This is a genomic window from Thioclava sp. JM3, from assembly GCF_002213185.1.
In the GTDB taxonomy this organism is placed as follows: domain Bacteria; phylum Pseudomonadota; class Alphaproteobacteria; order Rhodobacterales; family Rhodobacteraceae; genus Thioclava; species Thioclava nitratireducens.
Genome location: NZ_NBOB01000010.1, coordinates 34962 through 49364 on the forward strand (window position 1 = coordinate 34962; position 14403 = coordinate 49364).

Here is a 14403-nt window from a genome sequence, read left to right on the forward strand (position 1 = left end):
CCGGGATATTTCTATCAAGAAGAAGAGAGCTGTCGCGCGGCGGCGCGTCCGGCATGGCGGCCGGAGGCGAGGCAGGCGGTCAGCAGATAGCCGCCCGTCGGGGCCTCCCAGTCGAGCATTTCGCCTGCGGCGTAGAGGCCGGGCAGGGCGGTCAGTTCCAGGTCGTCGGTGAGGCTGTCCCACGCGATGCCGCCCGCGCTGGAGATCGCCTCGGCGATCGGGCGCGGCGCGCCGAGAGGCACGGGCAAGGATTTGAGCGTTGTCGCAAGTTGCGTCGGGTCCTTGGGTAGCGGGCGTCCCCATTCCAGAGCGAGCGCGAGTTTCACCGGGTCCAGCTTCGCGCCTTTGCGCAAGCGGTTCGTCAGGCTCTGTTTGGGCGGGATCTTCGCAAGCCGCGCGGCGAGGTCTTCGGCGCTCTGATCCGGGGCGAGATCGAGGCTCAGCGGCGCGCCCTCGCGCAATTCGGCGGAAAGTTCATAGATGCCGCCGCCCTCAAGGCCACGCTCCGAGATCACGATTTCCCCGCGCGTGCGCCGGGTCGGCGTGATCAGCGCGGCCCCTTTCACGGGCTGGCCGAGCTGGCTTGTCATATGCGCCGACCAGTCGATCTCGAACCCCATGTTGGCGGGGGCAAAGGGGGCAATCTTTACGCCCTTCGCGCTCAGCCAAGGCACCCATGCCGCATCCGAGCCAAGCCGCGGCCAGCTTGCGCCGCCAAGCGCGAGAATCGTGGCATCGGGGCTCAAGCTCTGGCGTCCCTCGGGCGTGTCGAAGATCAGTGCGTCGCCATCGAAGCCCTGCCAGCGCCAGCGGGTGTGGATCGTGACGCCGAGAGATTCGAGCCGCGCGATCCAGGCGCGCAGCATCGGCGAGGCTTTCATCCCCGTCGGGAAGACCCGACTGGTGGAGCCGGTGAACAGCTCGATACCCAGATCGCGGGCGAAACTCTGCGTCGCCTCGGGGCCGAACGCGCGCGTGATCGCGGCGATCTGCGGGTGGGCATAGTGGGACAGGAAGGCATCGAGCGGCTCATCCTTGGTCAGGTTCAGCCCGGACTTTCCCGCCATCAGGAATTTGCGCGCGAGCGTCGGCTTGGCCTCTGCCAATGTCACGGCGACACCGGCCCGCGCCAGTTCCTCGGCTGCCATCAGTCCCGACGGGCCGCCACCGATGACGAGCGCGGATTTCGCCGCCGCGCTCACCGCCGGGCCAGCATCGCGAGCCGCATCAGCGCGCGCTCCATCACCGCCATCTGCGGCGCGCGGCTGGCGGAGCGCAGGGTCAGGTCGGTCTCGACCAGTTCCTTCAGCGCGGTCTCCAGCTTGAACATGCCCCAGCTTTGCGCCTGCCGCTGCATCCGGTCGCGGCGCGGGCCGAAGATCGGCGGACGCATCCGGGCGATGCCTGCACCGGGGCCTTGCGGGTCGGAGGCCGCGGCATGCAGCGCGCGGAAATGGCGCATCGCGGCGATGGCGAGCTGCACGGGCTGCACCCCTTGGCTTTCCAGCCGCCGCATCACCGGACCAAGCTCGGGCGCGCGGCCCTCGGCCACGATGGAGAGCACGTCATCGACGCCTGCCTCGACCGAAGACGGCGCGCAGGCAGCCACATCGGCAGGGGCAAGCGGCGTAGTATCACCGAATTTGTAGAGCGCGATCTTTTCGACGGTCTGGCGGAAATCGCCCGGATCGAGCGCGCGAGACAGCGCCACGAGATCGGTCATCGCGTCGTTCGAGATGTCGCGCAGACCGGCGCGGCGCAGGATATCCTCGATTTCCTCGCGGCTCGGCGGGTCGTCGTAAATCCCTACAGAATAGGCGTTGTTGTGACCCTCGAAAGCTTTGCGCAGCTTCGATTTCGCGGCGAGCGAGCCTGCGGTGATCACGATCTGCGCATCGCCTTCGCGCCATGCGTCGAGCGCGTTTTTCACTGCATCGGCTACCGCGTCGGTCGCGTCTTCGACGAAGGCCACGCGCGGGCCAGGGAAGAAGCCGACCTCCTTGATCGCATCGAGCAGCAGCGAGGGTTGCTTGCGCAGATCGCCGCCCGCGATCCGGCTCAGGCGCATCTCCTCTTCGCCCTTTGCGCCAATCAATGCGGCGATGACTTCCTGACGGCGGAGGGCCACGCGCATCGCATCGCCCCCGAAGATCAGCAGGCCGGTGCGCTCTGGCTCGGGTTTGGCGAAATAGCGGGTCGCTGCTACGCCGGTCAGTTTCATTCCGGAAGGCTCGGTGCTTGGGACAGCAGGCGCGTCACGATCTGATCGGCAAGGATCACCATCAGACGGCGATGAGCGTCTTCCTGCGCGGCCTGTGAGGCGACCACGGTGCCGGTCGCGGACCACGAGGTGAAGGAGGTGACGCGTCCGGTCAGCAGTACGGCGTTATCGGCCGCATCGCGCAGCGTGTAATCCACAGTGCCGTTCAACTGGTAGCGCGTGGTCGCGTTGTCGGGCGAGATGCCCTGACCGACCGCCTCGGTGTCGATCTTGTAATCGAGCCGGTAGCGGGTGGCCTGCGACGGGCCGAGTCGGGCATTCAGCTGCTGAACGAGGGCGAAGGCGTCGCGCGTCGTGGGCGCAGCCGGTTCGACCCCTTCGAGCAGTTTCGCGGCCCCGCCCTGAGGCCCGTAGGCCGGGGTGAAGCCGCAGCCCGCGAGCAGGCCAGCGGCCCCCGCGAGCCCCAGAAATCCGCGTCTGTCAGATGACCACATTGACGATCCGCCCCGGCACAACGATCAGCTTCTTGGGCTGGCCACCGGCCAGCGCCTTGACCACAGCTTCGTCGGCCAGAACCAGCTTTTCAACCTCTTCCTTCGGCATGTCCTTGGGCACCGAAATCTCGGCGCGGCGCTTGCCGTTGATCTGGATCGGCAGCGTCACCGAATCCTCGACCAGCAGGGCCGGGTCCGCCTCTGGCCAAGGGGCTGCGATCACGAAACCTTCGCCGCCCAGCATCGACCAGACCTCTTCGGCGAGGTGCGGGACCATCGGCGCCATCAGCTGCGCCATCAGCTTCATCGCTTCGCGCTTTGTCTCGGCCCCGGCCTTCGATTTCGACATCGTATTGGTCAGGCCGTAGAGCGTCGCGACCGCCTTGTTGAAGGTGAAGCCCTCGATCGATTTGGTGACCTCGTCGACCGCCTTGTGGGTGGCCTTAAGCAGCGCCGTATCCTCGGCCTCGTTCGCGGGCGCATCCGAATTGGCGATATCGTCGGCAATGCGGTGCACGCGGGCGAGGAATTTCGACGTGGCTTCGGCGCCGGCGGCGGTCCACTCCACGTCCCGCTCGGGCGGGCTGTCGGACATCACGAAGAAGCGGGCGGTATCGGCCCCGAACTCGGCGATGATGTTCATCGGATCGACGACATTCTTCTTCGATTTCGACATCTTGGCCGAGGGGATGGTCTCGACCGCTTCGCCGGTCGCCTTCAGCTTACCGTCCTCGACCTCTTCGGGGAGGTGGTAGACGGGGCGATTCTTGGCGTCGCGCGTGAGGTAGATCTCGTGCGTCACCATGCCTTGCGTGAACAGCGCATCGAACGGCTCGATCGCTTTCGCTGGCAGGTGGCCGGTCTTGTGCATCGCGCGGGCATAGAAGCGCGAATAGAGCAGGTGAAGAATCGCATGCTCGATGCCGCCGATATATTGATCGACGTTCATCCAATACTCGGCCTCGGCCGGATCGGTCGGCGTGGCGGCACCGGGCGAGGTGAAGCGCGCGTAATACCAGCTCGAATCGACGAAGGTATCCATCGTATCGGTCTCGCGCTGACCCGGCCCGCCGCAATTCGGGCAGGTGCAGTCGCGCCAGCTGGGATGACGGTCGAGCGGGTTGCCAGGTATCGAGAAGTCGATCTTCTGGCCGTCCTCGTCGTAAGGCAGCTCGACGGGCAGGTTTTCCTTCTTCTCCGGCACCACACCGCAGGTCTCGCAATGCACGACCGGAATCGGGCAGCCCCAGTAGCGCTGGCGGCTCAGGCCCCAGTCGCGCAGGCGGAACTTGGTCACGCCCTGACCGATGCCGTTTTTCTCGCAGAAGGCGATCGCGGCTGCTACGCCCTCTTCGCCGGTCTGCACTTCGTCGCCCGCGAAGCCGCGGATATAGCGGACTTTTTCCGATTTCAGCGGGACGTATTCGGCGTCGGGATAGTCGCCCTCGAGCGGCTCGAAAACGGGCGTGATCGGCAGCTCGTATTTCGTCGCGAATTCGAAGTCGCGCGCGTCATGCGCCGGGCAGCCGAAGATCGCGCCGGTGCCGTAATCCATCAGGATGAAATTCGCGATATAGACCGGCAGTTCCCAGCTCGTGTCGAGCGGGTGGCGGACCTTGATGCCGGTATCCATGCCGAGCTTCTCGGCGGTCTCGATGGCCTCTTCCGTCGTGCCGCCCGCACGGCATTTCGCGACGAATTCCGCGACCTTGGGATCGTGGCGTTCCAGATGCTTGGCGAGCGGATGATCGGGCGAGATCGCCGCAAAGCTCGCACCGCGCAGCGTGTCGGGGCGGGTCGTGTAGACCTCCAGCCGGTCGAAACCTTCCGGCGCATCGACGGTCGAGAAGGCGAATTGCAGGCCGCGCGATTTCCCGATCCAGTTTGCCTGCATCAGGCGCACCTTCTCCGGCCAGTCTTTCAGGTTGTCGAGCGCGTCGAGCAGTTCTTCGGCATAGTCGGAAATCTTGAAGAACCACTGCGTCAGCTCGCGGCGTTCGACCTCGGCGCCAGAGCGCCAGCCCTTGCCATCGATCACCTGTTCATTGGCAAGCACGGTCATGTCGACCGGGTCCCAGTTCACCACCGCGTTCTTGCGATAGACGAGACCGGCCTCGAGCATGTCGATGAACATCGCCTGCTGTTGGCCGTAATAGTCCGGGTCGCAGGTCGCGAATTCGCGCGACCAGTCGATCGAGAGGCCCAGCGGCTTCATCTGGTCCTTCATTACGGCGATATTGCCGTAGGTCCAGTCCTTCGGGTGACCGCCATTGTCCATCGCGGCGTTCTCGGCGGGCATCCCGAAGGCGTCCCAGCCCATCGGATGCAGCACGGAAAAGCCCTTGGCCATCTTGTAGCGCGCGACGACGTCGCCCATCGTGTAGTTGCGCACATGGCCCATATGGATGCGGCCCGACGGGTAGGGGAACATCTCGAGGACGTAATATTTCGGCTTGGCCGGATCACGGCGCGCGGCGAAGAGATCCGCCTCGTTCCAGGCCTCTTGCCATTTCGTCTCGCTCTGGCTCGGTTCGTAGCGTGCCATGTCGGGCCCCTCATCACGTCGAATTCTGCGCGAGCTTGCTACACTGGCCTTGGGGGCGAGGTCCAGCCGCCGCGCTCATTTGGACAGAAATATCCCCGCCGGAGGCTGGCTCGGGCGGGGATCTGAATGCGTCCTGCGGTCGACTTTCGGGATCAGAGTTGCGAGTCGCGGACCCGCAGCTGACGTGCGCGGGTGAGAATCGCGTTCTCCACGGCGCGCTGCGTATCGGCGGAAACTGCTCCGCCCCGGGTGCGGATCGACACTTTCAGCGAGCGCGCATCGAGCGCCGGATCGGTGACGTAAACAGTGGCTTTGTAGGCGCGACCGCCGCCCGGCGGGGTGCCGTAGCCGGTCACGATGACGCCGGAGAAGGGGTCAACCTCTTGAATCGGCAGGAAGTCGAGCACTTCGAGCGAAGCCTGCCAGAGATACTTGTTCACCTCGACGGTGATGTTCGGATCGCCCTTGCCGCTGAAGAGGTCCCAAACGGTGGATTTTTTCTGAACCCGGCGCGAGGGCCCGTCGATTACGGCCTCGTTGGAGCCGGACAGGTGGTCGAGCTGATTGGCATCGCGCTGCGCGGGGGTGCCACCGCTACCCGAGAAGATGTTGCCGCTCGAGATACCCTTGCCGCAGCCTGCGAGCGCGAGGCACAGGCCCAGAATTGCCGTGCGTTTCAAAAGGGTTCTGGAAGTCATGCGAAGCTGTCCCCGTCGGCCTGCGTCATTGGTTGCCTTTTCTCTAGCCCATGGCCCCAAGCCCGACAAGGTTTTTCCCTTTTCGCCCCGGAATTCGCCCGATCGGCCCGCTGCCATTCGCGGGTCTTGTGCCGCTATACACGCACATGAGGGCTATCGCGAGGCGGTGGCAAGGAAAGGCTGCAAGGGCGGGCTGACGTTACTGTGACATGTCTGCACCATCAAACACCCTATTCGACCCGGTCGGGCGCTTTGAGTTGCAATAAAAGGGGTGGGGAGAGAAAACACCGTCATACCCAACTTCGGATTCCCCAGGTTGGGGGTTACCTGTAAGACAATGAGGGAAAACGATGAAAAAGGTTCTCTTCGCGACGACCGCGCTCGTGTTCTCGGCTGGCATCGCTGCCGCTGAGGTCTCGGTTGGCGGCGACGGCCGCATGGGTGTCGTGTACAACGGCACCGACTGGAACTTCTCGAGCCGTATCCGCGTCTCGTTCACCGCTTCGGGCACCACCGACGGTGGCCTCGAGTTCGGCGGCTCCATGCGCGCTGACCAAGCGACTGCTGCCACCAACGGCACCGCTGCTTCGGTCTACATCTCCGGCGCATTCGGCAAGCTCTCGATGGGCGACGTTGTTGGCGCTCCGGAAGCTCTGTTCGGCGACTACTACGAAGTCGGCTACACTGATCTGTCCTCGATGGACGGCTACGGCAACGACATCATGTACCTGACCGGCGATAACGGCGGTGACGTGGGTAGCATTGCAGCCGCCACTACGCAGACGGTTATGAACACCGGCCCGAACCTGCTGTACACCGGTACCTTCGGTGCGTTCTCGGTCGCAGCCTCCATGTCGGATGGCAAAGCAGACTCGACCGATGCAAGCCAAGAGTACGCCATTGCGGGTGCTTACACCTTCGGCAACTACACCGTTGGTCTGGGCTACGAATACCTCGACGCGACCTTCTTCGATGGTAATACCCCGCCGGCCGTCGACGCGACCGGCAAAGCTGACATGGTCACCCTCGCTGGTGTCGCTCAGTTCGGCAACACCTCGGTCAAAGCCCACATCGCGCATGCTGGCAAAGATCTCGACCTTGATTACTACGGCATCGGTGCTTCGTCCGTCTTCGGCGCAACCACCGTCGGTGGCTACGTTCAGCACGCCAAAGACAACACCGACAACACCGACGTGACCTGGTACGGTCTCGGTGCTGAGTACGACCTCGGCGGCGGCGCGACCATCAAGGGCGGCGTTGCTGACAACGACCTCACGGGTTCGGACATGGTTGCCGACCTCGGCGTGAAGTTCTCGTTCTAATCCTTCGGGACAGAACGATGGGAAGAGCGGGCCTTGCGCCCGCTCTTTTCTTTTTGGGCCCTTCGGTGTTTCTTGGGCGCGCTGACGAGGGAGGGCCAGATGGGACTGAGTGACATTCAGGCGCGGATCGCGAAAGCGGAAGACGAGGCAGGGCGCGACGCGGGATCGGTGAAGCTGATCGCCGTGTCGAAAGTTCAGCCCGCCGAGCGGGTCGAGGCGGTTCTGCGCAAAGGGCATCGGCTCTTCGGCGAAAACTACGTGCAGGAAGCGCAAGGCAAATGGCCCGCCTGGCGCGAGGACTTTCCCGGCTGCGAAGTCCATATGATCGGACCGCTGCAGTCGAACAAGGCGAAGCTGGCGGTGGAGCTGTTCGAGGCAATTCACACGCTCGACCGGCCCTCGCTGGGCAAGAAGCTGGCCAATCTGGCGCAGGCGCGCGGGGCTTCTCCCGATCTTTTCATTCAGGTCAATACTGGCGAGGAGCCACAAAAAGCGGGCGTGCTGCCCGATGATCTGGACGCTTTCGTCGCGGACATGCGGGCGAAGGATCTTCCGGTCGTCGGGCTGATGTGCATCCCGCCCGAATCCGAAGACCCTGCGCCGCATTTCGCGATGCTGGCCGAGATGGCCGGGCGCAACGGGCTCGACGGTCTGTCGATGGGGATGAGTTCTGATTTCGAGGAAGCGATTGCCGCCGGCGCGACCCACGTGCGCGTAGGCTCGGCAATCTTCGGTGCACGCGACTATTCCTAAGCTTTGTACCGGGCGCTGAGCGCCGGGGACTTTCCGCCCCCGGACCCCCGGAGGATATTTCCTCCAAGCCGAATTGGAATGTCGAGCGGTTCGCCCGGTGCAACATGCTGCGCGATCCAGATCAGGTGGTCCCGGCGGAAGGCGAGGCAGCCTGCGGTAGGGTAGCCCGCGCGGCGGCGCTGATGCAGGAAGATGGCCGAGCCTTTGCCTGCCTGCGCCTGCGGATAGTTCCAATCGGTGACCAGTACGATGTCGTAAAGCGGATCGGCGCGCCGCATCGCCTCATGCGAGGCGGGGTAGGGGGCGCGAACCAATTGGTTATAGGCCGAATCCCCGGAGGCGTCGCACCACAGATCGCGTGGCCCAATCGGTTCGGCCCAGTCTTGAGGCGCGACAATTCGATCCGCGCGGTAGAACATCCGCAGGATATGCAGCCGCCCCGACGGGGTCGCGCCGTCGCCCTCCTGCTTGCTGCCTGTGATGCCGCCGCGGCCGATCTCGACCGGGAAACGGCGGCCGCGAAACAGCAGGCCCGCGGGCGTCAGGCGCATCACAGGATATGCCCCGATTTCGCCGCCTTGGTGGCGAGGTAGTTTTCGTTATGGCGGCTCATGCCGACCTTCAGCGGCACGCGCTCGGTCACGTCGATGCCGTTGGCCTCCAGCATCGCGACCTTGGCGGGGTTGTTGGTCAGCAGCCGCACCTGCGAAAACCCGAGCTTGCGCAGCAGCGCCGCGCCGATCCGGAAATCGCGCTCGTCATCCTCGAAGCCGAGGCGGTGGTTCGCCTCGACCGTGTCGAAACCCTGATCCTGCAGCGAATAGGCGCGCATCTTGTTGGCCAGCCCGATCCCGCGCCCTTCCTGATTGAGATAGAGCAGGATGCCCGCGCCCTCATGGCCCATCAGCGTCAGCGCCGCGTCCAGCTGCGGGCCGCAATCGCATTTCAGAGAGCCCAGAACGTCGCCGGTGAAACAGGCCGAATGCAGCCGCGCGAGAACCGGTTTCGAGCGATCGGGGCGACCGATCTCGATCGCGTAATGCTCCTCGGCGCCATTGTCGGGGCGGAAGATATGCAGGCGCCCCGCTTCGGCGGCGCGCATCGGCACGCGCGCGGCAGAGACCGGGGCGAAAGCCTGCGGGATGTCGGCAGCGGCGAGCGCCTCTTCGGCGGTGATGCAGGTCAGATCCGTCGGCGTGGGGTCGGGCGCTGCGACCATCAGCGCTGCGGGCAGAAGCTGGGCGGACTTTGCCAGCCGGATAGCGGCACGGGAGAGATCCGCATCGCCGCCGCGAAGGGCCTTGAGCGGGCCTTTCATCGGCACGCGCAGATCGTCGGCCGGATCGGCGAGCGCGCGCAGCCAGAGCAGATCGGCGTCTGCAGGCACTTCGATCCGGGCGATATCGGCGTCATAGACCCGGGCTTTCAGCGTCTCGGCCCGGCGCGCGGTCAGCACCAGCGTCAGCGGCCCCAGTGCGCGCAACGCCGCTAGCCGCTCGGGCGAGAGCGTTTCGACCGCCACCGCGAGGTGATCTGACAGCAAGACGGGCAGCCCCATGCGCAGATCGGCGCGGGCGCGATTCAGTCGTTCAGCCGGGCTCGGCCCGAGGGAATAGGTACCGGTCATGCGCTCTGAGATAGCCTCGACTGTAACAAATTGAAATATCTGCCGGTGATTCGACACGTCAGCGTGAGATAGGTTTCACCACCCTTGCCATCGCTGTGAAAGGGCAACAGCTATTCGTCAAACGCAAATGGAGGCTCAGGACATGGCATCATTGAAGAAGGTCCTTTTGGTTGACGATGACAACGATCTGCGCGAGGCGCTCGCCGAGCAGCTCGTCGCGACCGATGATTTCGAGGTGTTCGAGGCCAGCAATGGTCACGAAGCTGTAGATAAGGCGAAATCGACGCTTTACGACCTCGTCGTTCTGGATGTGGGCCTTCCCGACACCGATGGCCGTGAACTGTGCAAGAAGCTGCGCAAAAGCGGTGTGAAATGTCCGATCGTGATGCTCACCGGGCATGACACCGACGCCGATACGATCCTCGGCCTCGACTCCGGCGCCAACGACTACGTCACCAAGCCCTTCAAGTTCCCGGTGCTTCTGGCACGTCTGCGCGCCCAGCTTCGCACCCATGAACAGTCTGAAGACGCCGTATTCCAGCTCGGCCCGTATACGTTCAAGCCCGCGATGAAGATGCTGGTCGACGACAAGGACCGCAAGGTGCGTCTGACCGAGAAGGAAACCAATATTCTCAAGTTCCTCTATCGCGCGACCGACGGCGTGGTGCCGCGCGACGTGCTGCTGCACGAGGTCTGGGGCTATAATGCGGGTGTCACCACCCACACGCTCGAGACGCATATCTATCGCCTGCGTCAGAAGATCGAGCCCGATCCCTCGAATGCGCGCCTGCTGGTGACGGAATCGGGCGGCTATCGTCTGGTGGCCTGATCCGAGACGCTTTATGCGGCATGGGCTGCGTGACGCGCGCCAAGGTTGGAAATGAGGAAGGCGGCTCCTGCGGGGGCCGCCTTTTCCTTGTCCGGCGCTTGGGATGCGCGGCTCAGACCGTGGGGTAGATGTCTTCCTCGGCCTCTTCGAGCGAGATACCAAGCGCATTCAGCCCGTCTTCGAGATGATCGGCCAGCATCGGATTGCCCAGCAGGTAATCTTCGGTGGGCGCGGTGGCCTCGGCCTTGGCGGTGGCGATCGCCTCATCCAGTTCCGACGCGTCATAAGTGTCGCGCCCGACCCACATCACCGCAGTCAGACCTGCTTGCTCATCCTCGTTCAGCGCGGCGATGAAGGCACGCAGCTCACGGGCTTGGCCGGAGCCGGGCACGCCCGCGTCGAACTTGCGGGCGCGGATGATGACATGGGCGATTTTGGCCGGGCTTATGGTGAGCATGTATCCCTCCTGAGGCTTGAGTTTGCGCCTCCGCCCTCTTTTGCGCACGCGGCAATAGGTGTCAGTCTTCCTCTTGCACGAGCGCCGGGGCGGAGACTGCGCGCGGATGGCTGTCGACCAGCGCGGGCGTCTCCAGCGTGCCGCCATCGGGCACGACGCCCATCTGTTCGAAGCGGCGGGCGGAAGGCAGCACGCGGCTTTCCAGCGAGCCCACCGCCTTGTTGTAGCTCTCGACCGAGCGGGTCAGCGCCTTGCCGACGGATTCGACATGGCCGCCGAAGGTCTTGATCCGCTCGTAGAGATCCTTGGCGGTCTTCTGCACTTCAATGGCGTTGCGGGCCATCTTCTCCTGCTGCCAGCCATAGGCGATGGCTTTCACCAGCGCCATCAGCGTCGTCGGCGAGGCGATCAGCACCTTGTTCTCGAACGCGTATTCGATAAGGCCCGGATCGGCCTCGGCGGCGGCGGCCACGAAGGTCTCGCCGGGGATGAACATGACGACGAAATCGGGCGTCTCGTGCAGCTGGTCCTGATAGGATTTCGAGGACAGCAGCTTCACATGCTGACGCACCTGCTGCGCGTGGCGGGTGATGGCCGCGTTCTGCAGTTCCGGGGTCTCCGCCTCCAGCGCATCGAGATAAGCCTCGAGCGGGGTCTTGGCGTCGATCACGATGCTCTTGCCGCCGGGGATATGGACGATCGCATCGGGGCGGCGCGCGCCTGCATCGGTCTGGAAATGCTGCTCGAGGTGGAAATCCACGTTCTCGGACATCCCCGCCATCTCGAAGACCTGCCGCAGCTGCATTTCGCCCCAGCGCCCCCGCGTCTTCGGCGCCCGTAGCGCCTGCACAAGCTTGCGGGTCTCCTGCCCCAGATGCGCTTGCCCTTGGGCCAGCGTCTTCACCTGCGCATGGATCGCGCCGTAAGCCTCGTTGCGGGCCTTCTCGATCGACTGGATCTGCTCGCCGAACTCGTTGAGCCGGGTGTTGAGCGGCTTCACCAGATGCTCGATCGCATCGCGGCGGCGGTCGAGTTCCTCCTGCGCGGTCTTCTCATGGGTTTTGAACCGTTCCGAGACGAGCGACAGGAAAGCCTCGGAGTTCTTCTGCAGCACGCCGGAGGCGACCGAGGAGAACCGATCCTCGATCTCCTTCTTCATGCCGCGCAATTCTTCGAGGCGCGCCGCATGTTCGCGCTGCAGGCTCTCATAAGCCTCGGACTTGGCAACGCGCGCCCGGTATTCGTCGTTGAGCGCGTTTCGCGTACGCTCCAGCGTGGCCTCGACCTCGTGCAGACGTTCTGCCGCAGCTTCAGAGGCAGCGAGCGCCTCGCGCAGGTTCTGGGCCTCTTCGCGATAAGGTTCGGCCGCGGTCAGATCGGCATCCAGTTCCGCCGCGCGCTTGCGCGCAGACAGCCACAGCCCGGCGAAGATCAGCGCGACGACGACTGCGCCGATCAGAGCCTGAACCACGGGATCGTTGAGGTCGAGCGTGAGGGAACCGAGCTGGATCATGTGCGGCCAAACAGTCTTTCAATATCGCTGAGCTTCAGTTCGACATATGTCGGACGCCCATGGTTGCATTGGCCGGAATGGGGGGTGGCCTCCATCTGGCGCAGCAGCGCATTCATCTCGTCGGCGCGCATCTGGCGGCCCGAGCGGATCGAGCCGTGGCACGCCATGCGGTTGAGTACCGCTTCGATCTTGGCCTGCACCAACTGGCTGTCGCCCAGATCGGACAGCTCGTCGAGCACGTCGCGCAGCAGCCCTTCGGCATTGATTTCGCCCAGAACGGCAGGGGTTTCGCGCACCGCAATCGCGCTGCCGCCAAAGGGTTCGATGGTCAGCCCAAGGCGGGAAAGCGCGTCGGCATGTTCCAGGAGCAGCGCGGCGTCGCCTTGGGAAAGCTCCACAATCTCGGGGATCAACAGCGCCTGCGCGGGCACGCCGTTCTCGGCCATCTGGCCCTTCAGCTTCTCATAGACCAGCCGCTCATGGGCCGCGTGCTGATCGACGATGACGATGCCGCGCTCGGTCTGGGCGATGATGTAATTCTCATGCACCTGCGCGCGGGCAGCCCCCAAGGGCTTTTCGGTCAGCGCGGGCTCTGCGGGGGCCGGGGCCTCGGCCCGCGCCGAGGGCGCATAGTCGAAGCTGGGCGCAGGGGCCTCTTGGAAGGACGGCTGCGGGTAGGATGGGGGCTGATAGGCCGGATCGGGCAGCGGCGCCTGCGCGGAGTAGGACGACCGCATCGCGCCAAGGCTCGGGCGATCCATCTGGTAAATGCGCGGTGGCTGATCGACGGTCGGTTCGGGCCGCATCGCGCCGAGCGTCGCATCCGAGACGGTCGAGGACGCCCGATGCCCCGCTTGCGCCAGCGCATGGCGTAGCCCCGTCACGATCAGCCCGCGCACGGTCGCGGCCTCGCGGAAGCGGACCTCGGCCTTGGCGGGGTGGACGTTGACGTCGACGCGCTCGGGCTCGCAGGTCAGGAACAGGCAGGCGGCGGGGTGACGCTCGCGGCTGAGGAAATCCATGTAAGCCGCGCGCAGTGCGCCGGTCAGCTGCTTGTCGCGGACCGGGCGACCATTGACGAAGAGAAACTGCTCCACCGCCGCGCCGCGCGAATAGGTGGGCAGCGCGGCGTAACCGGTCAGGCGGATATCTTCGCGCTCGGCGTCGATCTTCACCGCGTTGTCCGAAAAGGCCCGCCCGATCACCCGGGCCAGACGCTCGGACAGCGCGTCGAACAATTCGCCCTGCTCGCCATCGGCGCGGAAAATCTCGCGCGATTTGCCGTTGGACACATCGGTGAGGGTGAAGCTGACATAGGGCTCCGCCATCGCCAGCCGCTTCATCACATCGGCGATCGCCTGCGCCTCGGCCCGGTCGGTGCGCATGAATTTCAGCCGCGCGGGCGTGGCGAAGAACAGGTCGCGCAGTTCGACCACGGTACCCCGGTTCAGCGCCGCCGGTTTCACCGGTCCGATCTGGCCGCCCGCCACGCTGATCTGGAAGGCGTCGAGACCATCGACGCGCGAGGTGATCGTTAGCCGTCCGACCGCGCCGAGCGAGGGCAGCGCCTCGCCGCGAAAGCCGAAAGTGTGGATGTTCAGAAGGTCCGATCCGTCGATCTTCGAGGTGGCATGGCGCGAGAGCGCCAGCGGCAGATCCTCGGCGGTCATCCCACAGCCGTCATCGGTCACGCGGATAAGCGTCTTGCCGCCATCGCAATATTCCACCGCGACCCGAGACGCGCCTGCATCCAGCGCGTTCTCCACCAGCTCTTTCACCGCCGATGCCGGGCGCTCGACCACTTCGCCCGCTGCGATGCGGTTTGCCGCAGCGTCATCGAGCTGCCGGATCACGGGACGCTCAGACGCGCCGATATTGCGGTTGTGCTGGTTCATTCCACTACGGATAGCATGGCGCGGCGCTCATCTAAAGAGATTCGCGCCA

The 14403-nt window shown here is 64.7% G+C and carries 13 protein-coding genes; 3 read left to right on the forward strand and 10 right to left on the reverse strand.

Annotated elements, in window-relative coordinates; genetic code table 11:
• Nucleotides 1-14: 14 nt before the first annotated feature.
• The 5 genes from B6V73_RS16980 to B6V73_RS17000 all read right to left on the reverse strand — a co-directional run bounded on the left by B6V73_RS16980 (nucleotide 15) and on the right by B6V73_RS17000 (nucleotide 5958).
• Nucleotides 15-1202: a TIGR03862 family flavoprotein gene (locus B6V73_RS16980; RefSeq protein WP_168174925.1), complete on the reverse strand. Its 1188-nt coding sequence runs from the start codon at nucleotides 1200-1202 to the stop codon at nucleotides 15-17.
• Nucleotides 1199-2221, reverse strand: coding sequence for a DNA polymerase III subunit delta (gene holA / locus B6V73_RS16985; RefSeq protein WP_075776804.1), 1023 nt, complete (start codon nucleotides 2219-2221; stop codon nucleotides 1199-1201). The genes B6V73_RS16980 and holA overlap by 4 nt, the downstream gene beginning before the upstream one ends.
• Nucleotides 2218-2715 carry an LPS assembly lipoprotein LptE gene (gene lptE / locus B6V73_RS16990; protein ID WP_088723414.1) on the reverse strand — a complete coding sequence of 166 codons (498 nt, stop codon included), beginning with the start codon at nucleotides 2713-2715 and terminating at the stop codon, nucleotides 2218-2220. Before lptE ends, holA begins: the two co-directional genes overlap by 4 nt.
• Entirely contained in the window at nucleotides 2702-5260 is a 2559-nt protein-coding gene (gene leuS / locus B6V73_RS16995) for a leucine--tRNA ligase (protein WP_088725885.1), read from the reverse strand. Before leuS ends, lptE begins: the two co-directional genes overlap by 14 nt.
• Nucleotides 5261-5412: 152 nt before the next feature.
• A complete protein-coding gene (locus tag B6V73_RS17000; protein WP_075776807.1) occupies nucleotides 5413-5958 on the reverse strand; it encodes a DUF3576 domain-containing protein in 546 nt (181 codons plus the stop codon).
• A gap of 350 nt (nucleotides 5959-6308) precedes the next feature.
• Between B6V73_RS17000 and B6V73_RS17005 the strand changes: the two genes are divergently transcribed.
• The gene (locus B6V73_RS17005; RefSeq protein WP_088725886.1) at nucleotides 6309-7280 is read left to right on the forward strand and encodes a porin; all 972 of its coding nucleotides are present in this window, start codon (nucleotides 6309-6311) and stop codon (nucleotides 7278-7280) included.
• Between the two features lie 99 nt (nucleotides 7281-7379).
• Nucleotides 7380-8033, forward strand: a complete 654-nt coding sequence (locus tag B6V73_RS17010) for a YggS family pyridoxal phosphate-dependent enzyme (protein WP_088725887.1) — start codon at nucleotides 7380-7382, stop codon at nucleotides 8031-8033.
• Here the strand turns inward: B6V73_RS17010 and B6V73_RS17015 are convergent.
• Nucleotides 8030-8584 carry a L,D-transpeptidase family protein gene (locus B6V73_RS17015; protein ID WP_088725888.1) on the reverse strand — a complete coding sequence of 185 codons (555 nt, stop codon included), beginning with the start codon at nucleotides 8582-8584 and terminating at the stop codon, nucleotides 8030-8032. The two genes, B6V73_RS17010 and B6V73_RS17015, sit on opposite strands and share 4 nt — an antisense overlap.
• Nucleotides 8584-9660 (reverse strand): GTP cyclohydrolase II, encoded by a 1077-nt coding sequence (ribA, locus tag B6V73_RS17020; RefSeq protein WP_088725889.1) that lies wholly within the window; start codon nucleotides 9658-9660, stop codon nucleotides 8584-8586. Before ribA ends, B6V73_RS17015 begins: the two co-directional genes overlap by 1 nt.
• 142 nt (nucleotides 9661-9802) lie before the next feature.
• Between ribA and B6V73_RS17025 the strand changes: the two genes are divergently transcribed.
• On the forward strand, nucleotides 9803-10489 hold the full coding sequence (locus tag B6V73_RS17025) for a response regulator transcription factor (RefSeq protein WP_075776812.1): 687 nt from the start codon (nucleotides 9803-9805) through the stop codon (nucleotides 10487-10489).
• Between the two features lie 112 nt (nucleotides 10490-10601).
• Here B6V73_RS17025 and B6V73_RS17030 read toward each other — a convergent pair whose 3' ends face one another.
• The 3 genes from B6V73_RS17030 to mutL form a co-directional block, all read right to left on the reverse strand.
• Nucleotides 10602-10946, reverse strand: a complete 345-nt coding sequence (locus B6V73_RS17030) for a DUF3775 domain-containing protein (protein WP_075776813.1) — start codon at nucleotides 10944-10946, stop codon at nucleotides 10602-10604.
• A 61-nt stretch (nucleotides 10947-11007) separates the two neighbouring features.
• Nucleotides 11008-12459, reverse strand: coding sequence for a DNA recombination protein RmuC (rmuC, locus tag B6V73_RS17035; protein WP_088725890.1), 1452 nt, complete (start codon nucleotides 12457-12459; stop codon nucleotides 11008-11010).
• Entirely contained in the window at nucleotides 12456-14354 is a 1899-nt protein-coding gene (gene mutL, locus B6V73_RS17040) for a DNA mismatch repair endonuclease MutL (RefSeq protein WP_088725891.1), read from the reverse strand. The genes rmuC and mutL overlap by 4 nt, the downstream gene beginning before the upstream one ends.
• Between the last annotated feature and the right edge of the window lie 49 nt (nucleotides 14355-14403).